This window comes from Streptomyces sp. NPDC058457 (genome assembly GCF_042720695.1).
In the GTDB taxonomy this organism is placed as follows: Bacteria; Actinomycetota; Actinomycetes; order Streptomycetales; family Streptomycetaceae; genus Streptomyces.
Genome location: NZ_JBHXLU010000064.1, coordinates 1 through 26,354, shown reverse-complemented (window position 1 = coordinate 26,354; position 26,354 = coordinate 1). Strand labels below are relative to the sequence as shown.

Sequence of the window (26,354 nt, the reverse complement as noted above, 5' to 3'; positions counted from 1 at the left end):
GAACGGGGTGTTCAGCCCTTGACGGCGCCTTCGCCGACCCCGCGGAAGAAGTACCGCTGGAGGCAGGCGAACAGGGCGATGAGCGGGGCCACGGCGATCACGGTGCCGGCGGCGACGAGCCGTTCGTCGTTGGTGAAGGTGCCGTGCAGGTAGTTGAGGCCGATGGTGAGGGTGAACCTGGAGGGGTCGCTGAGCACGATGAGCGGCCACAGGAAGTCGTCCCAGGCGCCCATGAAGGCGAAGATCGCGACGACGGCGAGCGTGCCCCGCACCGACGGCAGCGCGATCCGCAGGAACCGCTGCCAGGCGTTGGCGCCGTCGACGTAGGCCGCCTCCTCGATCTCGTAGGGCAGGTTGAGGAAGGCGTTGCGCATCAGCAGCACGTTCATGGCGCCGATCGAGCCGGGCAGGACGACGCCGATCAGGGTGTTGTTGAGGCCGAGTTCACGCATCGTGGTGAACTGGGCGATGATGATGCCCTCCACCGGCACGAGCATCGCGAGGATGAACACGAGGGTGGCGATCCGGCGGCCGCGGTAGCGCAGCCGGGCCAGGGCGTAGCCGGCGAGTGCGGAGCCGACGCAGTTGGTCACCACGCTCGCGCTCGCGACCTTCAGGGAGTTGAGGGCGTAGTCCCAGACGGGGATGGTGTCGGCGACCCGCCGGTAGTTGTGCAGGGTGGGGTGTGCCGGCAGGAAGCTGGGCGGTGAGCTGAAGATGTCTTCGGTCGGGCCCTTGAGCGAGGTGGACAGCTGCCACAGGAACGGCCCGACGGTGACCGCGAGGACGAGCAGCAACAGGGCGTAGCGCAACACCAGTTCGCCGATCCGGATGCGGCGCCCGTGTTCGTCGGTGAAGCGGGACTCCTTGGCCGCGCGCGCGGGCGGGGTGGTGCTCACGGGCGCTCCCTGCGGTCGGCGCGCAGCACGAGGAGCATCAGCGCGACGGTGACGACGAAGACGACGACGGAGAGCGCCGAGGCGTAGCCGACGCGGCCGGTGAGACCGGTGCCGGTCTGCTGGACGAGCATGACGAGGGTGGTGTCCTCGCCGGCCGGGCCGCCGTCCGGGCCTGCCAGCAGGTAGACCTCGGAGAACGTCTTGAAGGCGGCGACCGAGGAGAGCGCGGCGACCAGGACCATCGTGGAGCGTACGGCGGGGACGGTGACGGTGAGGAACCGGCGGACCGCTCCGGCACCGTCCACGGCGGCGGCCTCGTGCAGCTCGCGCGGGACGTCGGCGAGCGCCGCCAGATAGATGATCATGTAGTAGCCGAGGCCCTTCCAGACCGTCACCGCCATCGCGCTCAGCAGGAGCAGCCACTGGTCGCTGAGGAAGCCGACCCGGCCGATCCCGACGGCCTCCAGCAGCGAGTTGACCAGGCCGCGTTCGTCCAGGAGCCACACCCAGATGAGCCCCACCACGACGATCGAGGCGACGACCGGGGTGTAGAAGGCGGACCGGAAGAAGGTGATGCCCGGGATGTTCTTCTGCACCAGCAGGGCGAGCAGCAGGGGCAGGACGACAAGGGCTGGCACCACCCCGGCGATGTAGAGGGTGCTGTTGCGCAGGCCGGTCCAGAACATGTCGTCGTGGATCAGTTCGCGGAAGTTGGCGAGGCCGACGAAGCGGCCCGGGATCAGGGTGCGGCGGTCCGTGAAGGAGTTGACCACCGTCGAGACGAACGGGTAGAGCACGAAGGCACCGACGACCAGCAGCCCGGGGGCGGCGAACAGCCAGGGGCTGGTGGGCAGTTGGCGCCGCACGCGAGACACGCCGGCCATCGGGTCCTCAGCCCTCCTGCTGGAGCAGCCGGTCGCAGGCCTTGACAGCGTTGTCGAGGGCCGCCTTGGGACTCTCCTTGCCCTGCAGCGTCTTGGCGACCTCGTTGCGCAGCGCGGTCTTCATCTGGTCGCTGAACAGCACCGGCGTGTAGTTGACCGCGTTCTTCAGCGACTTGGCGGCGGCGATGCGCACCCGGGTCTCGTCGGTGCCGTCCTCCTTGGTGAAGTACGGGTCGTCGAGAGAGCCGGCGGTGCTCGGGAAGATGGCGACCTTCTTGGCGAAGGACATCTGGTTCTGTGCGTCGGTCACGAAGTGCGCGAAGGCGACGGCGGCCGCCGTGTGCTTTGTCTTCGAGTTGACCATCACGCCCATCACGTACATGTTGACGTGCCCGGTGCTGGTGATCTGGTCGGTGATGCCGATGTTCTTGTACAGGTTCGGCGCCTGCTTCTTGAAGTTGTCGAGGTCGAGGGCGCTGCCGGGGTTCATGGCGACGGCCCCGGTGAGGAACTTCTTGCCGGTGGACTCGGGGGTGGCGGTCAGCGCCTGCGGGTCGAGTGCCTTGGCGTCGTACAACTCCTTGTACTTGGTCAGCAGTTCGACCCCCTTGGCGTCGTTGAAGGCGAACCCGGTCCCGGCCTTGTTCATCAGCTGCGAGCCGTACCGCCCGAAGTCCTCGATGGTCGGCACGTTGGCGAGGGTGGCGACCTTGCCCTCGCTCTGCTGCGCCATCTTCAGGGCGTCGGAGAAGAGTTCGTCGTACGTCTTCGGCGGCTGGTCGGGGTCGAGCCCGGCCTGCCTGAACAGGGTCCTGTTGTAGAACAGCGGTCCGGTGTTCAGGTACCAGGGGAAGGCGTACGTCCCGCTCGTCCCCGGTATCCGGTGGCTGGCCCAGGCCCCCGCCAGATACTCGGGCTTGTACTTGCTCGCGGCCTTGTCGAGGTCGAGCGCGAGGCCCGCCTTGGCGAGCGGGGCGACCAGGTCCGGGGAGACGTTGACGACGTCGGGAAGCGTGCCGCCGGCCGCGTCCGCGCTGATCTTGTCGGCGTAGCCCTCGGCCGGCTGGTCGATCCACTTCACATGGGTGCCCGGGTACTTCTTCTCGAAGTCGGAGACCAGGCCGTCGAAGTACGACTTGAAGTTGGCGCGCAGGTTCCAGGTCTGGAAGGTGATGTCGCCCTCGACCTTTCCCGAGGCGTCGGTGGAACCGCCGTCGTCCCCGCCGGAACCGCAGGCGCTCAGCGGCAGGGCGAGGACGGCGGCAGCGGCGAGGGCGAAGGCTCTGCGGGAGATACGCATGGTCCGTTGCTCCTTTGCAGCGGGGTGGGCCGAAGGTGCCGCGGCAGACCTTGCACGCCGTTTCCGCACCGCGTCAATGGATTCAGCGGAGCTAAAGTCATTAGTGACCCAAATCCCCTGCTCAGCAAGGTGTTACGAGCGTATTGCGGTCGATCGCTAATACGCTTTAGGGTGTTTGGACTCAAGCGCATTAGCAGATCACCGTCCAGACCGAATGAGGAAGTGAGTTGGCGGAGAAACGCGTCCCCGCGCGCCGGCCGACGATGAAGGACATCGCGCGCCGCGCCGGAGTCTCCGAGAGCGCGGTATCCTTCGCGCTCAACGGCCGCCCGGGGGTCTCCGAGACGACCAGGGCCCGGGTGCAGCGGGTGGCCGAGCAGCTCGGCTGGCGGCCCAGCACGGCCGCCCGCGCCCTCTCCGGGGAGGGCGCGGCCACGGTCGGCTTCGTCCTCGCCCGCCCAGCGCACTCCCTGGGCGTGGACTCCTTCTTCCTCCAACTGGTCTCGGGCATCCAGGAGGTGCTCGCCGAACGCCATCTCGGTCTGCTCTTCCAGATGGCGGAGGACGTGGCCGACGAGTGTGCGGTCTACCGCCGCTGGTGGGCGGAACACCGCGTCGACGGAATCCTGATGGTGGACCCGCGGGCCGACGACCCGCGCCCCGACCTGCTCGACGAACTGGGCCTGCCCGCCGTGGTGATCGGCGGCGCACCCGACGACCGGCACCCGGGTCTGTCCACGGTGTGGGCGGACGACGCGGCCGCGATGGCGTCGGTGGTCGACGAGCTGACCGGTCTTGGTCACCGGCGCATCGTCCACATCGCCGGCCTGCCCGGCCTCGCGCACACCCAGCGCCGTATCCGCACCCTGCGCGCCGAGGCCGACCGGCGCGGCCTGGGCGAGGTCAGCTCGGTCACCACCGACTACTCGGACGCCGAGGGCGCGGCCGTCACCCGCCGCGTCCTGCGCGCGACCCCGCCCCCGACGGCCCTGATCTACGACAACGACGTGATGGCGGTGGCCGGGGTCGCGGCGGCGGCCGAACTCGGCTACGCGGTACCGGACGACGTCTCCGTCGTCTCCTGGGAGGACTCGGCCCTGTGCCGCATGGTCAAACCCTGGCTCTCCGCCCTCTCCCGCGACAGCACGGAGTTCGGCCGCACGGCGGCACGGGAACTGACGGCCCTGCTGGACGGGGGTGCCGCACGCGCGGTGCGGGTGCCGGTGCCCCGGCTGACGGTTCGGGGCAGCACGGCACCCGCTCGTGCCTGAGCGCTCCGCTGATCATGCAGTCCGTTCACCGCGGGCCGGTGGGGGCTGGTCGCGCAGTTCCCCGCGCCCCTTACGGGGCGCTGTTCCGCAGCGGACTTCACCAGGACCGCTTAGACCGACGACCGGAACAGTGCGAACTCCGCGAACCGCACCGCGCCCCGGGCCTCCGTGACCCGTACCCGCCAGTGCCGGGCCCGTACCGGTTCCGCGAGCCTCAGGATCCTGCTCGCGCCGACCGTCCCGGCCGCGGCCACCTGGGTCCAGGAGCCCGCCGCGTACGCCTCGACCACGAACCCCTCGACCTGCTGCCCGTACCGGATGTCCTCCGCCAGCCGGACCCGGTCCGCCTCCCGCTCCCGGCCCAGGTCCACGGTCACCCCGCCCGGCGTCACCGACCGGCGCGCACCCCGCGCCAGGTCCTCGGGCAGTTCCCGGTCCACCCGGTCGCGGAACTCACGCAGCCGGGTCACGTCCGTGTCGTGCAGCAACCCGTCCGTGTCCGGTGGGACGTTGAGCAGCAGGACGGCGTTGCGGCCGACCGAGCCGAAGTAGATCTCCGTCAACTCGTCGACGGACTTTGGCTGCTGGTCCGGATGGTAGAACCAGCCGTCCCGGACCGACACATCGCATTCGGCCGGCCACCACTGGAGGTAGTCGGTCTTCGGCCGGGCCGCGACCAGCGCGGTCCGGCTGCCCTCGTCGGCGGTGTCGTAGGACAGCGCCCAGTCCGTGCGCCCGTACTGGTTCTCCTTGACCGGGACGACACTCCACTCGTCCGCACGCGCCAGCCCGCCTTCGTTGCCGACCCAGCGCAGGTCGGGGCCGGTGACCGCGATCGCCGCGTCCGGGGCGAGCGAGCGCACCAGCGTGTACCAGCTGTCCCAGTCGTAGTCCTCCACCTTGTCCGGCGGGATGTGGCCCTGGGCGCCGTCGAACCAGACCTCGTCGACCGGGCCGTACTCGGTGAGCACCTCGTAGAGGGTGTTGAGCATGTGGGCGCCGTAGTCGGTGGCGTCGAGGGTGAAGGAGCGGGACGGGACACGGTCGTCGCCGTCCGTCGGTGTCGGGATCAGGCGGGGAGCCCGTGCGCTGCCGTTGGCGTAGACGCCGTGCAGGTACTGGTTCTCGTCGGCCGGGGAGATGTAGACGCCGGCCTTCAGGCCGTAACGGCGCATGGAGTCCGCGAAGGAGCGCAGCACGTCGCCGTGTCCGCCCTGCCAACTGCTCGATGCCACGGTGTGGTCGGTGTACCGGGAGGGGTAGAGGACGAAGCCGTCGTGGTGCTTGACGGTGAGGATCGCCAGCCGGAAGCCGCCCTCGCGCAGGGCGCGGGCCCACTGGTCGGTGTCGAGGCCGGTGGGCTGGAAGACGTCCGGGTCCTCGTCGCCGGTGCCCCACTCCAGGCCGGTGAAGGTGTTGACACCGAAGTGCAGGAAGGCGGTGCGTTCCAGGGCCTGCCAGGTGATCTGCCGTGCGGTGGGGCGGACTTGGGAGGCCTTGCGGACCAGGTCGGCCTCGGTGTCGTCGGGGCTGACCGGGATCCGGGACCGGTCGGTGTCCGCGGTGGCGGCGGCCGGGAGGGCCGGAAGTCCGGCCGTCATCGCCACGACCGCCGCCGAGGTGACGAAGACGCGTCTTGAGAGATCCATGGGCGTACTCCTCGGGTCAGGAGAGGTGCCAGAGGGCGGGGGCGCGCTGATCGGGCGGGTACTGGACCGGCCGGCCGTCGTCCGTCACGGTCAGTGCCATACGGGTGATCGCGTCGATCAGGTGGTAGCCGGTCGCAGTCGGCTCCAACTCCCAGCGCTGCAAGGTGTTCTGGTCGTCGCACGGCTCCCAGGTCGCCTGCACCCCGGGCTGGAGCGGGGCGTTGAGCGTGAGCTTGCCGCCCCGGATCTCCAGGCAGCCGTCGGCGCCGCGCAGGGTCGCGTAGCCGTCGGCGGTGCGGCGGACCTCCGCCCGGTACGACACCCCGTCCGCCCGGAAGGTGTACGTCCCGTCCGGTACCGGTACCTCGGTCAGGTCCCGCAGGCCGGGTGCGTGCCCGACGGCCGTGCCGCGTGCCGTGAACTCCGCGTAGGTGGCGTCGGGGTGCGGGTCTCCCCAGGTGGCCTGGGCGATGTGGCGCAGGGCGGGCCACAGTTCGGCGGCCACCTCGTTCTCGGTCTCACCGCTGCCGTTGTCCGGCCAGAGGCTGATCTTCGCGCCGGTGATGCCGTCGGCGGAGGCGAGTCTCTCGCCCTCGAAGGAGCGCGGGTCCCAACTCTGGTCGTACAGCGCCTCGGTGTCGCTGTGGAAGCCGCCGCGCACGAGGTAGAGGGAGTACGAGGCGTTCATCACCGCATAGCCCCGGGCGATCAGTTGACTCGGTTTCACCGCCACGTTCAGCCAGTGCTCGACCGTGGTCCCGGCGGCCACGGGGACGGTGTTGGCGCCGGTGAGGCCGTCGTTCCAGATGCGCAGGTGCCGGCCCTTGCCCGCCGCGTAGGCCTGGACGCGGTTGACGAAGTCGACGTAGGCGTCCTGCGGGGTGGCGTTCGGACCGTACTCGTCCTGCGCGTACTTCAGCATCTGCGGGTACTTGGCGTAGTCGGAACCGAGCATGTACTCGTCGGCGCCCATGTGCCAGGACTTCGCGGTGAAGACCTGGGCGTACTCGTCCATCAGGCTCGTGTAGTAGTCGAAGGCGGCCTGCTGGGTGACGTCCAGGCGGGCGGGCTGCCTGGCACCGTCGGAGTCGGTGAGCTGGAGGTCGGGGCGGTTCTCGATCCACGGGTCCATGTGGCCCGGGGAGTTGATCTCCGGGATGATCTCGACGTGGTAGCGGTCGCCGAGGGCGACGAGCTGCCGTATCTCGTCCTTGGTGTAGTAGCCCCAGGTGTTGGCTTCGGGATGGGCCTCGCTCTTCACCTTCAGCTCCAGGAGCAGCTGGTTGAGCTTGTGGTACGCCATCTCGCGGACCAGGTTCTCCAGCCAGGGCAGGGAGACGTGGATGTAGCAGGCGCAGACGCCGACGCCCCGCTCGCGGTAGCGCGGTACGTCGGTGGTGTGCCCGGCCGGGATCCGGTCGTCCTGGGCGAGCAGCTGGAGCAGGGTGCGGGTGCCGTAGAAGGCGCCGGTCTCGGTCGCTCCGGTGATCGACAGCCTGCGTCCGGAGTCGAGTGCGTAGCCCTCGGCGCCCAGCGTGGGCGCGGCCGACGGGCGGACGCCGATGACGATGTCGCCGGGGCGGGCGGCGCCCGTGGCGACCGGGACCACGCCGTGTCCGGCCGCGCGGAGGTCACCGGCGAGGGTGTCGGCGACCCTGCGCCCGGCCGCGTCGGAGATGACGAGACGCGTGCCGGGACCGAACGTGTAACTTCCGTGCGCCGAAGCCCAGTTGGTCAGCGCGGGCACGGTGACCGGCGTGGCCGCCTGCTGCTCCTGCGCGACCGCCGCGGTCGGTGCCGTCGTCGGCAGGGCCAGTACGGCCGCCGGCAGGGTCAGCGCCGCCGCGGCCCGGAGGAGGCGCAGCAGCCTTTGCCCGACCTCACGCATGCCACTCCACCTTGAACACCCACACGTGCTGTCCCGCCCTGCGGGCCGCCTCGGGCACGTCGATCACCAGGGCCCCGTTGGCGACGGTCCAGGTCAGCGGCCGGCCGTGACCGAGCATGGTCACCTTGTCGCCGGCGCGGACCGGTACCGGGGCCTCGACGGTGAGCTTGGCGCCCGGCCGGGTCAGGGAGTGGATGTAGAAGGCCTCGTCCGGGCGGACCGTGAACCGCAGGTCGTCGCCGAGCTGGGCCATGCGCGACCAGTACGTGGTGCCGTGGATCGCCTCGCCGTTGACGGCGAGCCAGGCGCCCGTCTCGCGCAGCCGGGTCTGCATGATCTCCGGGATGGTGCCGTCGGCGCGCGGGCCGATGTCGAGCAGGAAGTTGCCGTTCTTGGAGACGATGTCGACGAGGCTGTGCACGACCTCCTCGGCGGTCATGTAGGAGCCGTCCGGGGTCGCCTGGTTGTAGCCGTAGCTGCGCGGGTCGAGTCCGCGGCTGGCCTCCCACTTGGCGACGACCGTGTCGGCGTACGTCGTGTACTCGGGCGTGGTGAAGTCGTGGAAGCCGATGCCCGAGCGGTCGTTGACGGTCACGTCGACGGGGCGGGCCCGGTTCTTGGCGTGGTTGAAGTACTCGGCGAGGACATGGACGCTGTCGTTGCCGCCGCCGATGTCGCACCAGATGATCTCCGGGTCGTAGCCGTGGACCAGTTCGAGCATCTGCGGGGCCTGGTAGTCCCGCACGAAGTCCTTGCCCGCGGTGTATCCGGTGTACGGCAGCGGATCCAGGGTGTACGGGTTGCGCGGGGCGTGGCCCATCCAGGGGCTGTCGGGGTTGAACCACTCGGGCATGGAGAAGTAGAGGCCGCGGTGGAGTTCGGGGGTGTACCGCCGGGACGCCTCGAACAGCTCCTTGACCAGGTCCCGCTTCGGACCCATCTTCACCGCGTTGCGGTCGGAGACCTTGGTGTCCCACAGGGCGAAGCCCTCGTGGTGCTTGGAGGTCAGGACGTGGTACTGGGCACCGGCGTCCCGGAACAGCTCAACCCAGGCACGCGGGTCGAACTTCTCCGCGGTGAAGCGCGGGATGAAGTCGTCGTAGGCGAAGTCCGCGCCGTAGGTGTCCCGGTGATAGGCGTACGTCGGGTTGTTCGGGTCCTGCATCTGGTCCCAGTACCACTCGGCGTACTGCACCCCGACCGGCGCCCACGCGGGCACCGCGTAGACGCCCCAGTGGATGAAGATCCCGAACTTGGCGTCGTTGAACCAGTACGGCGCCCGGTGGCCGGCCAACGAGGTCTCGGTGGGCTGGTAGTCGGCGGTGCCGAGCGTCAACGTGCTCTTGTTCGCGGCGACTTGTGTGCCGCGACCGTGCACGCTCACCGTGCCGTCCTGCGCGGTGCCGGGGGCGGTGCCCGTGCGGTTGCGGATGCCGACGTGGACACGTGCCTGTTCGCCGGGGTCGAGGCGGCGGATGCGGGCGGGCTCGACGGTGCGGGCGCCGGGGACCTCGACGCGCACGGACACCGCGTCGCCCGCCAGGATCGCCACGGTGCCCGCGTTGACGACGGTGGCCTCGACGCTCTGGGCGCCGGAGGCGTCGAGCAGGGAGCTGGTGGACCAGGTGTCGCGCAGGGCCAGTGCCCGGCCCTGGGCGACGGCCTGGAGGGAGAGCGCGAAGACGTGCAGGGCGGTCCTGCCCGCCTCGGCCGGGTTGGTGACCGGCAGGGTGAGGGCGACGGCCTCGCGCTGCGGGTCGATCCACACCTCGGAGGTGCCGATGCCGACGCTGTGCGCGTCCTTGCCGCCGTCCGGCTGGTAGCGGTACGGCGCCGACAGCGATCCGCCCACCGCGTACCAGTCGCCGCCGCTCAGACCCGCGGTGCTGGTCGTGCCGTCGGCGTAGTGGACGGTGGCCGTGCCGGCGGCGTTGCCGTAGCTGCCGGAGGTGAGGAAGACGGCCGACAGGTAGCGGCCCTGCGGAAGGTCGACGCGCTGGCCCAGCGCGACAACGTTGTTCCCGGCGCCCGCCGTCGCGGCGGGGAAGTCGAAGGGGACGCCGTCGACCTCGATCCGGCCGGCCGGGAGTTCCTCGCCCGGGAACGTGTAGCCGGAGCCGTCGAAGTCACCGCCCCGGGCCGCGGCGGTGTCGATGCCGTCGTTGTCGAACAGGGCGTCGAGCGGCACCGGGATCGGCACGGGGACCGGAACCCAGGACGACGCGGCCGCCGCACCGGCGGTTCGCCCACCGGCCGGCTCGGCGGCGGGCGCCTCCGGCGCGGCGTGCGCCTCGGTCGGCACGGCGAGGGGCAGGGAGGCCGCCGCGACGGCCCCCGCCACGACCTCCAGAACCTGACGTCTTGGGTAGGGAGACATGCTCATGAGCGGCTCCATTCATCGGATGTCTGATGATTGAGCGGGCCCATGAGCCTGTCAATGGGGCGTGCACGGACGGGAGTTGAGCCAGTCGTCGGATGACCTGCGAGCGGAGCGCTGACCTCGGCGAGCGACCCGCAGCACACCTGGTCGCCGTCTCCGGGTGCGGGAACTCTCGACGCGAAGCCCGCGGCGGGGCAGAGTGCCCTTTCGTACCGACGAGTAAGCAGCTTTTCCGCACCCCGAGGAGCGCCCGTGACCAACTGGGCCGGCCGGACCGCCACCGAGATCGCCGCCGCCGTACGCGAGAAGCGGGTCACTCCCCGGGAGGTGGTCGCCGGGCATCTGGAGCGGATCGCGCGCCTCGACGGACGGATCGGCGCGTTCCGCAAGGTCCGGGCGGACGCGGCGCTGGCGGAGGCGGACGAGGTCGCGGCCCGCGCCGACCTCGCCGAACTCCCCCTCGCCGGGGTTCCGTTGGCGGTGAAGGACAACCTGGCGGTACGCGGCGAGGCGCACCTGGACGGTTCGGCCGCGATGCCGGACACGCCCGCAGACGCGGACCATGTCACCGTGGCACGGCTGCGGGCGGCGGGCGCGGTGGTCATCGGGCTGACGAACGTGCCCGAGCTGTGTGTCTTCGGCACCACCGAGGGGATCAACGGCATCACCCGCAACCCCTGGGACACCGGGCGCAGCGCGGGCGGCTCCTCGGGCGGCAGCGCGGCTGCGGTCGCCGCCGGGCTGGCGCCGATCGCCCTCGGCAACGACGGCATGGGCTCGCTGCGGATCCCGGCGGCCAACTGCGGGCTGGTCACCATCAAGCCGGGGTTCGGCGTGGTGCCGGCCGGGATCGGCAACGGCGACTGGTTCGGCATGTCGGAGAACGGGCCGCTGGCGACCACCGTGGCGGACGCCCGGCTGGTGCTCGCGGTGCTGGCGGAGAAGGAGTTCGCGGGCGCCGGGCAGCGCACCCCGCGGAAGATCGCCGTCTCGCTGCACAGCCCGCTCGTCGGCGTGACCGTCAGCAAGCCGTATACGAACGCGGTGACGGAGGCGGCCGGGCTGCTGGCGGGCACCGGGCACGAGCTGCGGCGCGCCGAGCCGCCGTACCCGGTGTCGATCGGTGTCACCGCGATCCGGCACTGGACCGCCGGGACGGCCGTGGACGCGGCCGGCCTGGACCCCGCCCTGCTGGCCCGGCGGACCCGGGTGCACGCGGCCATCGGGCGCCGCTTCCTGCGCGGGGTGCAGGCGGGCGACGCCCGTGAGCGGCTGCGCGCCCGGCTCGCCCCGTTCTTCGCCGAGCACGACGTGCTGCTCACCCCGGCCCTGGCCCGCCGCTCCCCCCGGGCGGCCCCCTGGCACGAGCGGGGCTGGCTGCGCAACACGCTGGCCGGTTCCAACTACTCCCCCCTGACCCCGGCCTGGAACCTCACCGGCTGGCCCGCGATGTCGGTCCCGTTCGGCACGCTGCCCTCGGGGGCCCCCTGCGCCGTACAGCTGGTGGGCCGGCCGGGCTCGGAGGCGGTCCTGCTGGAGGTGGCCCAGCAGCTGGAGACGCTGCGTCCGTGGCAGCGGACGGCGCCTGTCGACTGAGCCCTCACGTGGCAGCGCCGCGATGGGCCGTCGTTCGTGGCTCGGCGCCGGTGAGTTGTCCGGGGTGCGGCTTGGGGCTTTTCGTGCTTCGCGGTGCCCATGTGACGCGCGAGGCGCGAGGGCGACGCGGGTGTGACCGGAGTACTACGGCTTCGTCGGCTCGGTCATCCGGCGGGCCGCCTCGACGACCGCCGCACGGTGCAGGGCCAGCCGCTCCTCGGGCCAGGACTCGCTCACCTCCTTGGGGTCGACGCCCTCGGCAGCCCAGAACCAGGCCTGAGCGGCGGCGAGCACCATGGTCAGGAGGTCGTCGGGGGCCATGGCCGGGTCGAGGTCGCCGCGCTGCTGCGCCTCGGCCACCAGGGCCGCCTTGTTCCGGAACGCGTCCTGTTCGAGTCCGGTGGCGGAGGGGCGCTCCAGCAGCTTCCACAGTCGTAGGCGCATCAGGTCCGGCCGTGCGACCAGGTGGTCGAAGATCGCGCCGGCGTATCCGGGCAGGTTCCCGACGTCGAACGGCACGGACTCGGCGCCCGCGGTCATCGCCCGTTGCAGCACCGCGTCGAAGAGCTGTTCCTTGTTGCCGAAGTAGACGTAGATCAGCCGCTTGTTCGCCCCGGCGGCCTCGGCGATCCGGTCAACCCGGGCACCGGCGATGCCGTAGGCGGCGAACTCGCTGAAGGCCGCGTCGAGCAGCCGGGCCTTGGTGGCGCTGGAATCCCGTGACATGGTCACCACCCTAGCAAGTAACTATCCAGTTATTGACATCGATGACGAGCAGGCTTACGGTCTAGGTATCTATCCAGTTAGTTATGGATCTGAACACGGAATCGAGGAGCCTCATGGAACAGCGCGCACTGGGCGGCCAGGGCCTGACCGTCGGCGTCCAGGGCCTCGGCCTCATGGGTATGAGCGTCTTCTACGGCGCCACCGACGAGACCGAGTCGCTGGCCACTGTCGACCGGGCGCTGGAGCTCGGCGTCACCCTGCTGGACACCGCCGAGAGCTACGGCCCCTTCGTCAACGAGCAGCTGCTCGGCAAGGCACTGGCCGGGCGCCGGGAGTCCGCCGTGGTCGCGACCAAGACCGGTGTGGAGATCACCGACGACGGTCGGGTCGTCGGCCTGAACGGCACGCCGGAGTACGTGCGCCACGCCCTGGACCGGTCGCTGCGCCACCTCGGCACCGACCACGTCGACCTCTACTACCTGCACCGCATCGACCCCAAGGTGCCCATCGAGGAGACCATGGGCGCCCTGGCCGAGCTGGTCGCCGACGGCAAGATCGGGCACATCGGTCTCTCCGAGGCCTCCGCGCAGACCATCCGGAGGGCCCACGCCGTCCACCCGGTCGCCGCCCTGCAGATCGAGTACTCCCTCTTCGAGCGCGGTATCGAGCACGACGGCGTCCTGGACACCCTCCGGGAGCTGAACATCGGCCTGGTCGCCTACTCCCCGCTGGGGCGCGGTTTCCTGTCCGGCGCGATCACCGGCCCCGACGACTTCGCCGCGGACGACTGGCGCCGCACCGACCCGCGCTTCCAGGGCGAGAACTTCCAGCGCAACCTCGACGTGGTCCGCGAGGTCCGCCGGCTCGCCGCCGACAAGGGCGTCACCCCCTCCCAGCTGGCCCTCGCCTGGGTCCAGCACCAGGGCGCGGTCGCCATCCCCGGCACCAAGCGCCGCCGCTACCTGGAGGAGAACGTCGCCGCCACCGAGGTCACCCTCACCGCGGACGACCTCGCCGCCATCGAGGCGGTCGCCCCGCACGGCGCGGTCACCGGCGAGCGGTACGCGCCGGAGCACATGGGGACCCTGAACGGCTGACAGCCGACGCCTCCCCTGCCCTCCGACAACTCCCAAGCCCTCCAAAGCACTTCACGAGTACCCCAAGAGCACTTCGAGAGCACTTCAAAAGGTCATCAGCATGCCTCAGCCCGCCAAGCGGTCCCGGATCACCGTCGGCGACACGACGATCACCTACCTCCCCGACGGTTTCGGCGCCCACAACCCCGACACCCTGTTCCCCGGCGTGGACTGGACGACGCGCCCGGGCCACCTGGAGGACGGGCAGCTCGTCCTCACCTTCGGATCGTTCCTGATCCAGGCCGGGGACCGGAGGATCCTCGTGGACCTGGCCACCGGAAAGATCGACGTGGACGTCCCCGGCATCGCCCGTCTCGAAGGAGGCGAGCTGCTCCGGAACCTCGCCGCCGAAGGGCTGTCCGCCGCCGACATCGACACGGTCGTCTACACCCACCTGCACCTCGACCACGTCGGCTGGACCAGCGACGTCGCACCGCTCCCCGGCGCCCCCGCGGCGGCCGCGCCCACCGGTCTCACCTTCGCCGGGGCCCGCCACCTCATGTCCGAGGCCGAGTGGCAGTACTGGACGACCAGGGAGGCCGAGCTGGGCGGACCGGACCCCGAGGCGGTGCTCAAGCCGCTCCAGGGCGTCGTCGAGTTCGTCGGCGGCGGCGACCTGCTCGCGCCCGGGGTCACCGTCGAGGCCACCCCCGGACACACCCCCGGCCACCTGGCGGTCGTCGTACGGGACCCGTCGGGCCGCGGCACCGAGGAGGTCTGGATCGTCGGTGACGTCCTGCACTCCCCCGCCCAGGTCGCGGACCCCGATCTGGCCTTCGCCTCCGACGTGGCCCCCGACCAGGCCCGGGAGGTCCGCGACCGACTGCTCGGACGGCCGGACACGGTCATCGCGGCCGGGCACTTCATGGACGACGTGTTCGGCCGTGTCACCCGGGCCGGAGCCACCCGCGTCTGGACCCCCGTCGGCGACTCGCCCGCTTCCTCCCGGTGATCCCGCCGGGGCTCGCCCCGGCCACACCCCCCACCAATCCACAGGAGACACCCCTCATGTCCGTACCCCAGACCCCCGCCGCCTTCGGTGCCACCACCACCGCCGCCGAGGTCGTCGACGGCGTCGACCTGCACGGCCGCCGGGCGGTGGTGACCGGAGCCAGCTCCGGAATCGGCGTGGAGACGGCCCGCGCGCTCGCCTCGGCCGGCGCCGACGTCACCCTGGCCGTGCGCAACACCGCCGCGGGCGACCGCGTGGTCGCCGGCCTGGAGGCCGAACTTCCGCCCGGCTCGGGCGCGTTGACCGTGGGACGGCTGGACCTGGCCGACCGGTCGACGGTCGCGGCCTTCGTGGCCGACTGGCAGGGCCCGCTGCACATCCTGGTCAACAACGCCGGCGTGATGGCCCCGCAGGAGATCACCCGCGCCCCCGACGGCCGCGAGCAGCAGTTCGGCGTCAACCACCTGGGCCACTTCGCCCTCACCACCGGCCTCCACCGGGCCCTGGCGGCGGCGGACGGCGCCCGGATCGTCTCGGTCAGCTCCACCGGCCACCTCTTCTCCCCCGTCGTCTTCGACGACCTGGACTACCGGTTCCGCCCCTACGACCCGTGGACCTCCTACGGCCAGTCGAAGACCGCCAACATCCTGTTCGCCGTCGCCGCCGCCGAGCGCTGGGCCGACGACGGGATCACCGCCAACGCCCTGATGCCGGGCAACATCGCCGACACCAACCTGGCCCGGCACCTGGACATGCAGGAGATCGCCGACTTCATCGCCTCGGGCGCCATCGCGCTGCCGCCGCAGAAGACCGTGGAGCAGGGCGCCGCGACCTCGGTGCTGCTGGCCGGCTCGCCGACGGTGGCGGGCGTCAGCGGCCGTTACTACGAGGACTGCGCGGAGGCGAAGCCGGTGACCGAACGGGCCGGTGCCGTCGGCGGAGTGGCGCCGTACGCCCTGGACCGGGACAACGCGGCCCGGCTGTGGCAGGTGTCCGAGGCGCTGATCGGCTAGGGACCGCAGGCGCCGGCCGGAAGGGTCACAGGGCGCGGTACATGATGTGCAGGCCGACCGGGCCGTGGTTCGGGTGGTCGAAGGCGCGCGGGACCGTGCCCACGATCGTGAAGCCTAGGGAGGTCCACAGGGCCACGGCGGGGTTGGTCTCGACGACGGCGTTGAAGACCATCGCCCGGTAGCCGTGCGCCCGGGCCTCGGCGAGGACGTGCTCGGCGAGCGCGCGCCCGATGCCCCGGCCGCCCCGGCCGGGGTCGACCATGAAGCCGGCGTTGGCGACACCTGCGGCGGGGCCCCCGTAGTTGGGGGTCAGGTAGGCGGAGCCGACGACGGCTCCGGTGGGGTCCTCGGCGGCGTAGACGCGTTTCGCCGGGCTCATCCACAGGGCGCGGGCCGCCTCCTGAGAGGTGTCGGGGTCCCAGCCGTAGGTCTCGGCGGCGGCGACGATCCGGTGCCAGAAGGGCCAGATCTGCGGCCAGTCGGCCACGGTGGCTTCTCTGATCAGCATGGGCGTGAGTCTCGCACGCCCATGCGCGTCGGCGATCGCGACGGGACTGACCGGCCGGTCAGTCCACGCTGGGCAGGATGTGGGGCTCGGCGAGGTCCTCCTCGTAACCCGCGAGGCGGATCGGGGCGGACCGGGCCCACACGTCGAGGCTGCCGAGCTGTCCGGGCCGGGTGCCCGCGCGCTCCGTGCGTTCCTTGGGGCGCTGCTCGCGATTCGTCTTCTCAGGTGTCACCGCGCACTCCTTATGTGTCGGTCACCCTCGGGGCGTACCGGACGGTCTGCGTTCCGGTGCCGGGCGCCCGCTCGGGTCTGGATGGAAGGCCGGTTCGGACGCGGTGGCGCCGGTGATTCTCGAAAGAGCAGGCCGTTGTCGACCGGCTTGCCCCGGGACGGACCGTGGGTGTGGGTGGGACCCCTAGTTGCTGTCCGTCCTCTATAGATTAACCAAATGAGCAGGGGTCCGCTCGATAGGGAGTGCAAACAAGGTGTAACTATCGCGAGTCGTTGCGCACTTCGATGACCCACAAATGCACCCGTTCGTAACATGATGCCCCTTTTGCGACCCACCCGCTCGGCCCATCCATGCGAACACGCCTTCGATCACACAGCCGCCCGCTCCCTTCACAGGCTGTGCAGTTCAGGTTGCGTTGGCCGGGTCGAAAACTCGACATGATCCGATGGCACAGGACAACGGCTGTCTCGCGGAAGGACTGACGCATGGAGCTGCGCAGCGTCGAGGAGCTGATGGATCTGCTGTACGCCTGCCGGCACCAGCGCGCCCTGCGCACCGCGGCCCTGCTGCGCCGCGGCCGCCCCGCCGACAAGGAACTCCAGGTGGCGGGCCTGGTGCACGGCGTCGAGGAACTGCTCGGCCCCGCCGACGGCGCCGCACACGCGGTACGCCACCTGCTCGGGGAACGCGTCTACCACCTCGTCCGCGGGGACGGCGCCGCCACCGACGACGACGTGCTGCGACTGCGCCAGGCCGACGAGGAGAGCCGCACCTCGGGCTTCGACGCGGGCGTCCTGGAGGACTGGCGGACCGTCCTGGAACTGGTCGCCGCCCGCAACTCCCGCCTGGGGGCTGTCGACTGACGTTCCGTCATGAGACGGTACGGCGATGACGTCATCGCACGGGCCGTCGTACGCGCTCAGGGGCCGGGCGGCCGTGGTCACCGGCGGCACCCGCGGGATCGGGCGCGCGGTCGCCGAGGCGCTCGCGGCGGCCGGAGCGCTGGTGTGCGTGAGCGCGCGGGACCCGGACGAGGTACGGCGTACAGCCTTGGAGCTGGGCGGGGTCGGCCTGGCCGGCAGCGTCGCCGAGCCGGAGCACGCCCGGGAGCTGACCCGGCTGGCGCTGACCGAGTTCGGGCGGCTGGACGTCCTCGTCAACAACGCGGCGACCAACCGCCCGTACGGTCCGCTCATGGACGCCGAGCTGGGCCTGTGGCGGGAGGCGTTCACGGTCAACGTGGAGGCACCGCTGCGGCTGACGCAGTGCGCGTGGCGCGGCTGGATGCGGGAGCACGGCGGCTCGGTGATCAACATCTGCACGGAGGGCGCGGCCCATGTCGGCCCCCACGTGGGCGCCTACGGCACCAGCAAGGCCGCACTCCTGCACCTGACCCAGCAGTTGGCGGGCGAACTGGCACCCCGGGTACGGGTGAACTCGGTCTCACCGGGCCTGGTGCGCACGGAGATGGCCCGCTTCATGTGGGAGCCACGGGAGGAGGAGATCGCCGCCGGCCTGCCGCTGGGGCGGATCGGGGAGCCGGAGGACGTGGCGGGGGCGGTGCTGTGGCTGGCCTCGGACGCGGCAAGGTGGGTGACTGGAGCGGACGTGCTGGTGGACGGCGGTACGAGGGTGAGAGCGGCGCGTATCCCTACGTAGACGCGAGACCGACAGCATCCCGCAACGCCGCAAGCGCGACCTCCCAGGGGTGCGGGGAACTGCGCGACCAGCCACGACTCACCCGCACCCGCACGGTCAAGTGAGGCTCACCACTTGCCCGGCGCGTAGTCCTTCAGGAAGACCCCGTACACGTCCTCGCCCTGCTCGCCGAGCACGATCGGGTCGTAGACGCGGGCCGCGCCGTCGATCAGGTCGAGGGGGGCGTGGAAGCCCTCCTCGGCCAGCCGCAGCTTGTCGAAGTGCGGCCGCTCGTCGGTGATCCATCCCGTGTCGACGGAGGTCATGAGGATGCCGTCGGTCTGGAACATCTCCGCCGCGCTGGTCCGCGTGACCATGTTCATGGCGGCCTTGGCCGCGTTGGTGTTGGGGTGCCCGGCGCCCTTGTAGCCGCGGCCGAAGACACCCTCCATCGCCGAGACGTTGACGACGTACGACCGGCCGCGCGCCGCCTTCTTCGCGGCCACCGCCATGGCCGGCCGGAGCGCGCTGATCAGGATGAACGGCGACGTGTAGTTGCAGAGCTGGGTCTCCAGGAGCTCCACCGGGGAGATCTGGTCGATGGTCTGCACCCAGGTGTTGGTGTCGACGACGTCCGGGACGAGGCCGCCCGCGTCGATGGCGGTGCCGTCGAGGTGCCGGGCCACGCTGGCGTTGCCCGCGACCAGGGCGAGGTCGGCGACCTTCTGGGCGTCGAGGCCGCTGCTGCCGAGGGGCAGCGCGGCGATGCCGTCGACGGCTCCGGAGTTGAAGGCGCCGATGACGTGGTGGGCGGGGAGCTCACCGGCCGGCAGCGCCGCGCTCTCGCCCTCGACCAGGGCCGCGTACGCGGAGGGCAGCCGGCGGACGGTCTGCGTCGCGTTGTTGATCAGGATGTCCAGCGGGCCCGCCGCGCTCACCTGCTCCGCCAGGGCCACGGACTGCGCCGGGTCGCGCAGGTCGATGCCGACGACCTCCAGGCGGTGCAGCCAGTCCGCCGAGTCCTCCATCGCCTTGAAACGGCGGATGGCGTCCTTCGGGAAGCGCGTGGTGATGGTCGTGTGGGCGCCGTCGCGCAGCAGCCGCAGCGCGATGTACATGCCGATCTTGGCACGGCCGCCGGTGAGCAGGGCGCGCTTGCCGGTCAGGTCGGCGCGGGCGTCGCGCTTGGCGCGGTTCAGGTCGGCGCAGTCCGGACAGAGCTGGTGGTAGAAGTAGTCGACCTCGACATAGCGGGTCTTGCAGGTGTAGCAGGAGCGCGGACGCTGGAGTATCCCCGCGACCCTGCCCTCCTCGGTCCGGGACGAGGGCAGCAGGCCCTCGGTCTCGTCGTCGATGCGCTCGGCGGAGCCGGTCGCGGTGGCCTCGGTGACCGCCTTGTCGTGGGCGGTCTTGGCGGCCCGGCGCTCCTGGCGGCGGCGCTGCTTGACCGTGCGGTAGAGGCCGGCCGTGGCCCGGCGCACCGTGATGGCGTCGGGGTGGTCGACCTCCAGCTCGTCCAGTTCCGCGAGCACGCTGAGGCAGACGGCGAGCCGCTCGGGGTCGATGCCGGGGCCGTGGACCACGGCCTCCACCGCGTCCTCGGCCGTCGTGCCGTCCTGTGTCACCGTCATCGCGCTGCCGCTTCCCTGGTCCACCAGCGGCGCTCCGACTCGCGCCCGCTTTCGAACCGGGAATTTTACGGAGCACCGGGCCGTACCTCCAAACCCGTCCGGATCACGGATCGCATACCGCGATCAGCGAGTCCACCTCGTCGGTGACCGCGCGGGCGAGCACGTCGAGGTCCGGGACGGCGGTCGCGTCGGCGACGAGCCCGTAGTGGACGTGGTTGCGGTAGGTGGAGATGGCGACCGCCAGGGACTGGCCGGGCGCGAGCGGGGCCAGTGGGTAGACGGCGGTGAGCGGGTGACCGCCGAGGCGCAGCCCTACGCCGGGGAGCGGCACGCTGGTGACCAGGATGTCGAACCAGAGCCGGGCGGCCTGGCCGACGAGCGGCCCGCCGAGCCGGTGCCCGAGCGCGGGCACGTGGTCGGCCAGCAGGGCGACGGCACCGGCGCCCCGGTTGGGCCCGGCGTCCTTGTTGCGGACCATGGCCTGGCGGACGCGGTCGAGGCGGGCGATCGGGTCGGGGTTGTCGACCGGGAGCCGCATTAGGTACCCGGAGAGCCGGTTGCCCTGTGGGGCCGCGGTGCGCGGGCGGCGCTTGGAGACGGGGATCAGGGCGCGCGGGGCGACGCCCTCGGTGCCGTCGCCGCGCTCGTCCAGCCAGCGGCGCAGGGCACCGGCAACAACGGCGATCAGGACGTCGTTGACGGTGCCGCCGACGGCCTTGCGGACCCGGTGCACGTCGTCGATGTCGAGGTCGACCCCGGCGATGCTCCTGGTGCCGGTGGGCTCGGACGTCAGTGCGGCCGAGGAGCTCACCCCGAGGGCGGACAGGGCGACGGAGGCGCCGATGTCGAGGGCGCGGCCCACGTCCGAGAGGGCGCCGCGCACCAGCTCGGGCAGCCTGCGCACGTCGGGCAGCGCCAGCATCGGGCGCGGCGGTTCGATCGAGCGTGGGGCGCGCACGGGCAGGTCGAGCGGGTCCATGACGCCGGCGGCCAGCTTGAGGGCGCGCAGCCCGTCGGCGAGGGCGTGGTGGAACTTGAACAGCACCGCGAAGGACACCCCGTCCTCGCCGGGCAGCACATGCGCCTCCCACGGCGGCCGGCCGCGCTCCAGCGGACGCTCCATCAGCCGGCCCGCCACGGCCTGGAAGTCCGAGGTCGGGGCGTGCAGCCGGACGTGGTTCAGGGGGTCGAAGTCCGGGTCGGTCTCGCGGGCGGCGCCGCCGAACGCGAGCGGCTGCCAGACGTCGCGGATGCGCATGCGCAGTCCGGGCACGGCGGCGGCCCGGGCCGCGAGCAGGTCGGCGGCGTGCGCGCCGGCGGTCGGCGAGTGCGCCGAGAACACGCCGAGCGCACCGAGGTGCATCGGGTGCTGGTCGGACTCTATGTTCCAGAACGCCAGGTCGAGAGGAGCGAGCAGGTCAGCAGTCTCAGTCTTCAAAGGGGGTGCCTCGCGTCGACGGAGGGTGGATCAGCAGTCAAACGCCGACTCATGATTACGGTCAAGTACGATCACGCTACGCTCAGTTAACAGCAGATTAAGTCCCGCCCCCTCCGAAAGAGGCGGGACTCATGGGACACCTGAGGTCACTTCAGGGCCGGTGGCCCCGCCACGGGTGACGTACCCCACTCTGACGGGCGCGAGCCGACCGTGAACGCCAGCGACCGCAGGGAGCGCAGCGCACCGGTCGTCAGATAGGTACGGCCGTACTCCGATCCGTCGGCCCGGGCCGACTGCACGTAACGGACGGCGGCCGAGGTGCCCGGCGCGGTCACCGTGAACCCGCCGCTCGGCCAGAAACGGCGGTCGAGGCGGACGTCGGCCCGGTCGAAGACGGGCGTGGACAGGCCCCAGGTGCCGTAGCCGGGCTGCACCGGGAAGAGACCGAGGGACGACAGGACGTTCCAGGCCGACATGGTGCCGAGGTCGTCGTTGCCGGTCATCCCGGTCGGGCCGTCGGTGAACAGGGTCAGCGCCGCGTGCACCACGTCGGTCGTCTTCCAGGGCTGGCCGGTGGAGAGGTAGGTGTACGGGGCGATCAGGTCGGGCTCGTTCATGGGGTTGTACACGGCCGCGTTGTAGTAGGCGTACGCGTTGCCGTGCACCCACACCTCGCGCGCGGTCTTCGCGGGGTCGGCGAGCAGCCGGTCGTAGGCGAAGAAGGAGTCGAGCCGCGCGTTGGTGGCGCGCGCGCCGCCGATCAGGGAGATCACACCGGGCAGGTCCTGCGGGACGAGCCACTGGTACTGCCAGGCGGTGCCCTCGTGGAAGCCGATGCCGCGGGCCGGGTCGGGGTTGCCGGTGAAGGCACCGGAGGCGTCGCGGGCGCGGAAGAAGCCGGTGGAGGGGTCGAAGACGTTGCGGTAGTTCTGCGCCCGGCTGGCATAGCGGGCCGCGTCCGCGCCGTGGCCGAGGTCCCGGGCCATCTGCCCGAGCATCGCGTCCGACAGCGCGTACTCCAGGGTGACGGAGGCGCCGTGGTCGTAGTCGGAGTCGCCCACCTTGGTGTGCGGGCGGCCCTTGAGGTATGGCGCGAAACCGTCGGCGAGGTACTCGGCGTTGGCCTCGCGGCCGACCCCGGCGTTGGCGGCCGGCGGCACACCGTCGGCGTTCTTCTTCAGCGCCCGGTAGGCCCGCTCCTCGTACCCCTTGAGCAGGCCCATCTGGTACGCGGTGGTCAGGAACGGGGTGACCGGATCCCCGGTCATGATGTTCGTCTCGACCGTGCCGTAGCCCCACTTGGGCAGCCAGCCGCCCTCCTCGTCGATCTTCAGCACCGACAGGGCCATGTCCCGGGCCTCACGCGGGGCGAGCAGGGCGAGCGCCTGGGCCTGGGTGCGGTAGGTGTCCCAGAGGGACCAGTTCTGGTAGTAGGTGAACCCCTGGGCGCGGTGGATCCGTCGGTCCCAGCCTGCGTAGCGACCGTCGGCGTCTCCGCCGACGTTGGGCGCGAGGAAGGTGCGGTACAGGGACGAGTAGAAGGTACGGCGCAGGGTCGGGGAGCCGCCCTGGACGCGGATGCCGCCCAGCCGCCGCTCCCACGCGTCCCTCGCCTGCCGTCGTACCGCATCGAACGAACGTCCGCCCTCGGCGCGCAGATTGACCTCGGCGCCCTGCGCGTCGACGTACGACAGGGCGGTGGTCGCCTCGACCGTACGGTCCCGGGTGGTGTCGAAGCGGACGTAGGCGCCGTCGGCTCCGGTGCGGGAGCCGGGGGTGACCTTGCTGCCGTTCCAGGTGCCGTACGCGGTGAAGGGGCGGCTGAAACGGGTGACCGTGTAGACGGTGTAGGGGGCGCTCTCGCGGCAGAAGCCGTGGCCGGTGATCCTGGTGCGGACGGTGTGGTCGTCGAGGATCTCGACGTCGCTGCTGACCGGTTTGTGCAGCGCCTGGTGCGCGTTGAGCAGGACGTTCGCCCGGTCGGTGGCCGGGAAGGTGTAGCGCTGGACGCCGGTGCGGGCGGTCGCGGTCAGCTCGGCGGTCACGCCCGAGTCGAGGCCGACGCGGTAGTAGCCGGGGCTCGCCGCCTCGTCGGCGTGCCGGAACCCGGCGGCGTACGCGGCGTAGTCCGTCCGGGTGACGTCCCCGGTGGTGGGCAGCACGGGCAGGTCGCCGCCGATGGCACAGCCGACGCCGGAGAGGTGGACCAGGGAGAAGCCGCGGATCCGGCGCTGGGAGTAGTCGTAGCCGGTGCTGTGCCCGGTGTCCGGGGAGAGCTGCACCATGCCGAAGGGCACGGCCGCGCCGGGGAACGTGTTGCCGTCGTCCTGGCTGCCGATGAAGGGGTTCACCAGGTCGGCGAGGTGGCCGTCGGTCGGTTCGGCGGCCCCTGCGGCGGGGGCGGTGAGCAGCACGGACGCTGTCAGCGCCCCGGCGAGGCACAGCCGTGTGCGCCGGAGAGCCGTGGTGGTATGTGACATACCACTGGTCCCTCTCATGTCGGATGACCTCCGAAGTTCGACATTGCTGTCTGCATCGTGAGGGGAGAGGCTCGCAAAGTCCGGCAAATGAGGGTTTTTCACTCGTAGCGCGTCGCGCCCGAGTTCGGGTGTGAGCAGGTGAGGTACGCGGCGGCCGAAGGTCGGCGAACCGACCGCGAACAGGTGTCCGGGGTGCTGGACAGCGGGCCGGGCGGGGGGCTTTGGCCGGGCTTGTCGCCTCACACGGCCCTGCGCAGCCCTCCATCCTCGGCCGCCCCCTGCCCTCGGGTGCGAGGACATCCTTACGGCACGCGGGCGACGCCGACGTAGAAGCCGCTCGGCTCCTGGGTGGGTGACGGTGAATCCCGAAGGCAGCGCGTCGAGAAGCGTCCGCGTAAGACCGTAGGGGTTCTCGTCGTCGGTGACGAAGTACATCAGCGCGATCACCGACAGGGCGACCGGCCGGGTGAAGTCCAGGAACGTACGATGCCGTTGCTGGCCAGCCAGGCCGCCGCACGGTGCATGAACGCCCTGTTGCGCATGGCGTTGAGACGCGCTTCCGGTGGCAGCTTCGCCGCCACCTCCTCATCGACCGGACAGTTGTCCTTGCCGCCCAGCAGCCAGTCGTAGACGCGTACCGGGTGGGGCCTGCTCGTGTCGATTGTCGCTCGACGCCCTCCGGTTCCTCGGGCACCTTCCGCCGCCGCGTCTTCGCATGACGCTGCCGCTGTGACCCCGGCGGCCAACGGGCGTCACAGAGCCGACCCGCCGGACACATCGATGCACTGCCCCGTCACCCAGCGGGAGTCCGAGGAGGCGAGGAAGGCCACGACGTCCGCGACGTCCGCGGGTTGCCCCATCCTGCCGAACACGGAGAACGCGGCATGCTGGGCCTCGGCCTCGGGCGTTGCCCAGCGCCTTCGGTTCAAATCCGTCTTGACGAAGCCCGGTGCCACACAGTTCACGGTGATCTGCCTGGCCCCAAGTTCCTTGGCGAGCGTGTGTGTCAGAGCCTCAAGGGCCGCCTTGGCCATGGAGTAGGCGAGGGAGGACGGGAGGGCAACACGGGTGGCCGCCGAACTGATGTTGATGATGCGTCCGCCCTCGCGCAGTATCGGAAGTCCTTCCTGCACGAGAAAAAGCGGTGCCCTGGCGTGGACGGCCATGAGCCGGTCGAAGTCCTGCGGGGTCACCTCGCGGACACCGCCCCCGATGTTGAAGCCGGCGTTGTTGACCAAGATGTCCAGCGTGGTCGGCTCGCCCAGTGCGCGCAGGCCGGCATCGAGCCGCTCATAAACCGTTCGGATGTCGTCGGGCGCGTCGAGCGGACCATGCACGGGAAAAGCTCGCCCGCCGGCATCGGTGATCAGTGCGACGGTCTCACGGGCCGAGGACTCGTCACTGCCGTAGTGCACGGCGACGAGCGCGCCGTCCGCCGCGAGACGGCGGGCGATGGCTCGGCCGATCCCCCGCCCGGCGCCAGTGACCAGAGCCGTTCTGCCGTTCAGCGTACCCATCGGGCCCCCATGCCATGAGCGCGTCACATATCCTGCATATTCTCACCTGCGACGGACGCGCACCGGCTCGGAACCGTCGCGACGTCGCTCTCGCGTCACTCACGATGCCCCCGGTGCCTACGTCAACCCACCTTGCAGAACACGATCGAGCGCTGCCCGGCCTGCGGGTCCCCAGGTCGGCTTGCCGCCGGGAAGGCCCCGGTCCCCGCTCTGGCCCATAAGGATGAGGAAGAGGCTCTTCATGGCGGCCAGTCCGCGGGCGCGCCGGATCGTCGCCTCGTCCGCGTGCGTGTACACCTCGAAGAACCGTGAGCCCGCGCCCGCGGGAAGCAGCACCCACGCGGCCGCCAGGTCCCACGCCGGATCGCCGGCGAACATGGCATCGAAATCAATCACGCCCGCGAGCGTCCCGTCCGCGACGACGACATTCGCGGGATGCAGGTCACCGTGCAGCCATACCGGCGGACCCTCCCACTCGGGGGCCGCAACAGCGTCGTCCCAGACGGCACGGACGGCCCGGACGTCGGCGGCAAAGCCCCCGGGGGCAATGGCTTGCAAGAACCTCTCGAAGCCGCCCGTGCACTCCTTGGGATGAGCGCCGCGGTCCGAACTGGCCGGCGCCTCAGCGGGCGCCTCCACATGGAGCGCCCTGAGGAAGCCCGCCAGAGTGTCGGCCGCGTGGTCGCCGCGACTGATCGAGGTGTAGTCCAGTGGCTCGCCGCGAACCCACGTCATAATGCTCCACGGCCTCGGAAAGCGCGCGGACGGTTCGCCGATCCGCACAGGTGTCGGAACCGGGAGCGGAAGACGCGGGGCCAGGACAGGCAGCCACCGGCACTCCTTGCGCAGGAGATCCGGGGCACCTTCCATGCGCGGCATGCGCACGGCCAACTCATCCCCGAGGCGCCACATCTGGTTGCCCCAGCCGCCCGCCACCTCACGGATGGGCAGCCCTGCAAGGTCCGGATGCTGGTCCTTGAGAAGATCGTGCACCAGCTCTGCGGTGATCTCGATCTCGGAGTCGGTCATACGAAGTCACAATACCGAGGCCGGAGTCGGAGCCGGCGCCGACTCCGATGGCCCGGCGCACTTCAACCACACGGTCACCACCTCAAACAGCCCCTAGAAGGCTCATGAAGATCTTGGTGAGGGGTTGTCCGGCCGTCAGGCCGGACAAGCCCCTGTGGTCATGCGCCGGCCGGTGTGAGGTGCCAGG

Annotated in this window: 21 protein-coding genes and 1 pseudogene; 7 read left to right on the top strand and 15 right to left on the bottom strand. The window is 71.0% G+C overall.

Annotation, left to right across the window (positions count from 1 at the left end; translation table 11 throughout):
* Positions 1–11: 11 nt before the first annotated feature.
* From ACFWPS_RS37020 to ACFWPS_RS37010, 3 genes are read right to left on the bottom strand one after another with little or no spacing between them, the layout of a single operon-like run.
* Positions 12–899, bottom strand: a complete 888-nt coding sequence (locus tag ACFWPS_RS37020; protein ID WP_383713634.1) for a carbohydrate ABC transporter permease — start codon at positions 897–899, stop codon at positions 12–14.
* Complete coding sequence (locus ACFWPS_RS37015; protein ID WP_383713631.1) at positions 896–1,783, bottom strand: carbohydrate ABC transporter permease; 888 nt, start codon at positions 1,781–1,783, stop codon at positions 896–898. The genes ACFWPS_RS37020 and ACFWPS_RS37015 overlap by 4 nt, the downstream gene beginning before the upstream one ends.
* A 7-nt stretch (positions 1,784–1,790) precedes the next feature.
* Positions 1,791–3,083, bottom strand: a complete 1,293-nt coding sequence (locus ACFWPS_RS37010) for an ABC transporter substrate-binding protein (RefSeq protein WP_383713628.1) — start codon at positions 3,081–3,083, stop codon at positions 1,791–1,793.
* A gap of 263 nt (positions 3,084–3,346) precedes the next feature.
* On the opposite strand from ACFWPS_RS37010, the gene ACFWPS_RS37005 reads away from it, so the two are divergent.
* On the top strand, positions 3,347–4,354 hold the full coding sequence (locus ACFWPS_RS37005; protein ID WP_383713736.1) for a LacI family DNA-binding transcriptional regulator: 1,008 nt from the start codon (positions 3,347–3,349) through the stop codon (positions 4,352–4,354).
* Between the two features lie 110 nt (positions 4,355–4,464).
* Here the strand turns inward: ACFWPS_RS37005 and ACFWPS_RS37000 are convergent, their stop codons facing one another.
* From ACFWPS_RS37000 to ACFWPS_RS36990, 3 genes are read right to left on the bottom strand one after another with little or no spacing between them, the layout of a single operon-like run.
* Positions 4,465–6,003 carry an alpha-L-fucosidase gene (locus tag ACFWPS_RS37000; RefSeq protein ID WP_383713625.1) on the bottom strand — a complete coding sequence of 513 codons (1,539 nt, stop codon included), beginning with the start codon at positions 6,001–6,003 and terminating at the stop codon, positions 4,465–4,467.
* A 16-nt stretch (positions 6,004–6,019) separates the two neighbouring features.
* Positions 6,020–7,891, bottom strand: a complete 1,872-nt coding sequence (locus ACFWPS_RS36995) for a family 20 glycosylhydrolase (protein WP_383713622.1) — start codon at positions 7,889–7,891, stop codon at positions 6,020–6,022.
* Positions 7,884–10,268 (bottom strand): alpha-L-fucosidase, encoded by a 2,385-nt coding sequence (locus tag ACFWPS_RS36990; RefSeq protein WP_383713733.1) that lies wholly within the window; start codon positions 10,266–10,268, stop codon positions 7,884–7,886. Before ACFWPS_RS36990 ends, ACFWPS_RS36995 begins: the two co-directional genes overlap by 8 nt.
* Positions 10,269–10,523: 255 nt before the next feature.
* Between ACFWPS_RS36990 and ACFWPS_RS36985 the strand changes: the two genes are divergently transcribed.
* Positions 10,524–11,867 (top strand): amidase, encoded by a 1,344-nt coding sequence (locus tag ACFWPS_RS36985; protein WP_383713619.1) that lies wholly within the window; start codon positions 10,524–10,526, stop codon positions 11,865–11,867.
* Between the two features lie 144 nt (positions 11,868–12,011).
* Here ACFWPS_RS36985 and ACFWPS_RS36980 read toward each other — a convergent pair whose 3' ends face one another.
* A complete protein-coding gene (locus ACFWPS_RS36980) occupies positions 12,012–12,593 on the bottom strand; it encodes a TetR family transcriptional regulator (RefSeq protein WP_383713616.1) in 582 nt (193 codons plus the stop codon).
* Between the two features lie 113 nt (positions 12,594–12,706).
* Between ACFWPS_RS36980 and ACFWPS_RS36975 the strand changes: the two genes are divergently transcribed.
* The 3 genes from ACFWPS_RS36975 (at position 12,707) to ACFWPS_RS36965 (ending at position 15,694) form a co-directional block, all read left to right on the top strand.
* Entirely contained in the window at positions 12,707–13,690 is a 984-nt protein-coding gene (locus tag ACFWPS_RS36975) for an aldo/keto reductase (protein WP_383713613.1), read from the top strand.
* A gap of 100 nt (positions 13,691–13,790) precedes the next feature.
* Complete coding sequence (locus ACFWPS_RS36970; protein WP_383713610.1) at positions 13,791–14,681, top strand: MBL fold metallo-hydrolase; 891 nt, start codon at positions 13,791–13,793, stop codon at positions 14,679–14,681.
* 56 nt (positions 14,682–14,737) lie between these two features.
* Positions 14,738–15,694: an SDR family NAD(P)-dependent oxidoreductase gene (locus tag ACFWPS_RS36965; RefSeq protein WP_383713608.1), complete on the top strand. Its 957-nt coding sequence runs from the start codon at positions 14,738–14,740 to the stop codon at positions 15,692–15,694.
* 25 nt (positions 15,695–15,719) lie between these two features.
* On the opposite strand, the gene ACFWPS_RS36960 is transcribed toward ACFWPS_RS36965, so the two are convergent.
* Entirely contained in the window at positions 15,720–16,202 is a 483-nt protein-coding gene (locus ACFWPS_RS36960) for a GNAT family N-acetyltransferase (RefSeq protein ID WP_383713605.1), read from the bottom strand.
* 58 nt (positions 16,203–16,260) lie between these two features.
* Complete coding sequence (locus ACFWPS_RS36955) at positions 16,261–16,434, bottom strand: hypothetical protein (protein WP_107436349.1); 174 nt, start codon at positions 16,432–16,434, stop codon at positions 16,261–16,263.
* 485 nt (positions 16,435–16,919) lie between these two features.
* On the opposite strand from ACFWPS_RS36955, the gene ACFWPS_RS36950 reads away from it, so the two are divergent.
* Positions 16,920–17,297: a hypothetical protein gene (locus ACFWPS_RS36950; protein ID WP_383713602.1), complete on the top strand. Its 378-nt coding sequence runs from the start codon at positions 16,920–16,922 to the stop codon at positions 17,295–17,297.
* Positions 17,298–17,322: 25 nt separating this feature from the next.
* Positions 17,323–18,093: an SDR family oxidoreductase gene (locus tag ACFWPS_RS36945; protein ID WP_383713599.1), complete on the top strand. Its 771-nt coding sequence runs from the start codon at positions 17,323–17,325 to the stop codon at positions 18,091–18,093.
* Positions 18,094–18,200: 107 nt separating this feature from the next.
* Here the strand turns inward: ACFWPS_RS36945 and ACFWPS_RS36940 are convergent, their stop codons facing one another.
* The 6 genes and pseudogenes from ACFWPS_RS36940 to ACFWPS_RS36915 all read right to left on the bottom strand — a co-directional run bounded on the left by ACFWPS_RS36940 (position 18,201) and on the right by ACFWPS_RS36915 (position 26,167).
* Entirely contained in the window at positions 18,201–19,703 is a 1,503-nt protein-coding gene (locus ACFWPS_RS36940; RefSeq protein WP_383713594.1) for an SDR family NAD(P)-dependent oxidoreductase, read from the bottom strand.
* 103 nt (positions 19,704–19,806) lie between these two features.
* Positions 19,807–21,066, bottom strand: a complete 1,260-nt coding sequence (locus ACFWPS_RS36935) for a wax ester/triacylglycerol synthase family O-acyltransferase (protein ID WP_383713731.1) — start codon at positions 21,064–21,066, stop codon at positions 19,807–19,809.
* A gap of 221 nt (positions 21,067–21,287) precedes the next feature.
* Entirely contained in the window at positions 21,288–23,621 is a 2,334-nt protein-coding gene (locus ACFWPS_RS36930; RefSeq protein ID WP_383713729.1) for a GH92 family glycosyl hydrolase, read from the bottom strand.
* 363 nt (positions 23,622–23,984) lie between these two features.
* Positions 23,985–24,283, bottom strand: a pseudogene (locus ACFWPS_RS36925) (SAM-dependent methyltransferase); the annotation flags it as partial.
* Between the two features lie 90 nt (positions 24,284–24,373).
* Positions 24,374–25,138 carry an SDR family oxidoreductase gene (locus tag ACFWPS_RS36920; RefSeq protein ID WP_383713591.1) on the bottom strand — a complete coding sequence of 255 codons (765 nt, stop codon included), beginning with the start codon at positions 25,136–25,138 and terminating at the stop codon, positions 24,374–24,376.
* 117 nt (positions 25,139–25,255) lie between these two features.
* Positions 25,256–26,167, bottom strand: coding sequence for an aminoglycoside phosphotransferase family protein (locus tag ACFWPS_RS36915; RefSeq protein WP_383713588.1), 912 nt, complete (start codon positions 26,165–26,167; stop codon positions 25,256–25,258).
* Between the last annotated feature and the right edge of the window lie 187 nt (positions 26,168–26,354).

Bases quoted from the DNA above. Each gene is read 5' to 3' on its own strand.
- ACFWPS_RS37015 (WP_383713631.1), bottom strand. From the start codon at position 1,783: ATGGCCGGCGTGTCTCGCGTGCGGCGCCAACTGCCCACCAGCCCCTGG.
- ACFWPS_RS37010 (WP_383713628.1), bottom strand. From the start codon at position 3,083: ATGCGTATCTCCCGCAGAGCCTTCGCCCTCGCCGCTGCCGCCGTCCTC.
- ACFWPS_RS37005 (WP_383713736.1), top strand. From the start codon at position 3,347: ATGAAGGACATCGCGCGCCGCGCCGGAGTCTCCGAGAGCGCGGTATCC.
- ACFWPS_RS37000 (WP_383713625.1), bottom strand. From the start codon at position 6,003: ATGGATCTCTCAAGACGCGTCTTCGTCACCTCGGCGGCGGTCGTGGCG.
- ACFWPS_RS36995 (WP_383713622.1), bottom strand. From the start codon at position 7,891: ATGCGTGAGGTCGGGCAAAGGCTGCTGCGCCTCCTCCGGGCCGCGGCG.
- ACFWPS_RS36990 (WP_383713733.1), bottom strand. From the start codon at position 10,268: ATGTCTCCCTACCCAAGACGTCAGGTTCTGGAGGTCGTGGCGGGGGCC.
- ACFWPS_RS36980 (WP_383713616.1), bottom strand. From the start codon at position 12,593: ATGTCACGGGATTCCAGCGCCACCAAGGCCCGGCTGCTCGACGCGGCC.
- ACFWPS_RS36975 (WP_383713613.1), top strand. From the start codon at position 12,707: ATGGAACAGCGCGCACTGGGCGGCCAGGGCCTGACCGTCGGCGTCCAG.
- ACFWPS_RS36970 (WP_383713610.1), top strand. From the start codon at position 13,791: ATGCCTCAGCCCGCCAAGCGGTCCCGGATCACCGTCGGCGACACGACG.
- ACFWPS_RS36965 (WP_383713608.1), top strand. From the start codon at position 14,738: ATGTCCGTACCCCAGACCCCCGCCGCCTTCGGTGCCACCACCACCGCC.
- ACFWPS_RS36960 (WP_383713605.1), bottom strand. From the start codon at position 16,202: ATGCTGATCAGAGAAGCCACCGTGGCCGACTGGCCGCAGATCTGGCCC.
- ACFWPS_RS36950 (WP_383713602.1), top strand. From the start codon at position 16,920: ATGGAGCTGCGCAGCGTCGAGGAGCTGATGGATCTGCTGTACGCCTGC.
- ACFWPS_RS36945 (WP_383713599.1), top strand. From the start codon at position 17,323: ATGACGTCATCGCACGGGCCGTCGTACGCGCTCAGGGGCCGGGCGGCC.
- ACFWPS_RS36940 (WP_383713594.1), bottom strand. From the start codon at position 19,703: ATGACGGTGACACAGGACGGCACGACGGCCGAGGACGCGGTGGAGGCC.
- ACFWPS_RS36935 (WP_383713731.1), bottom strand. From the start codon at position 21,066: ATGCACCTCGGTGCGCTCGGCGTGTTCTCGGCGCACTCGCCGACCGCC.
- ACFWPS_RS36930 (WP_383713729.1), bottom strand. From the start codon at position 23,621: ATGTCACATACCACCACGGCTCTCCGGCGCACACGGCTGTGCCTCGCC.
- ACFWPS_RS36920 (WP_383713591.1), bottom strand. From the start codon at position 25,138: ATGGGTACGCTGAACGGCAGAACGGCTCTGGTCACTGGCGCCGGGCGG.
- ACFWPS_RS36915 (WP_383713588.1), bottom strand. From the start codon at position 26,167: ATGACCGACTCCGAGATCGAGATCACCGCAGAGCTGGTGCACGATCTT.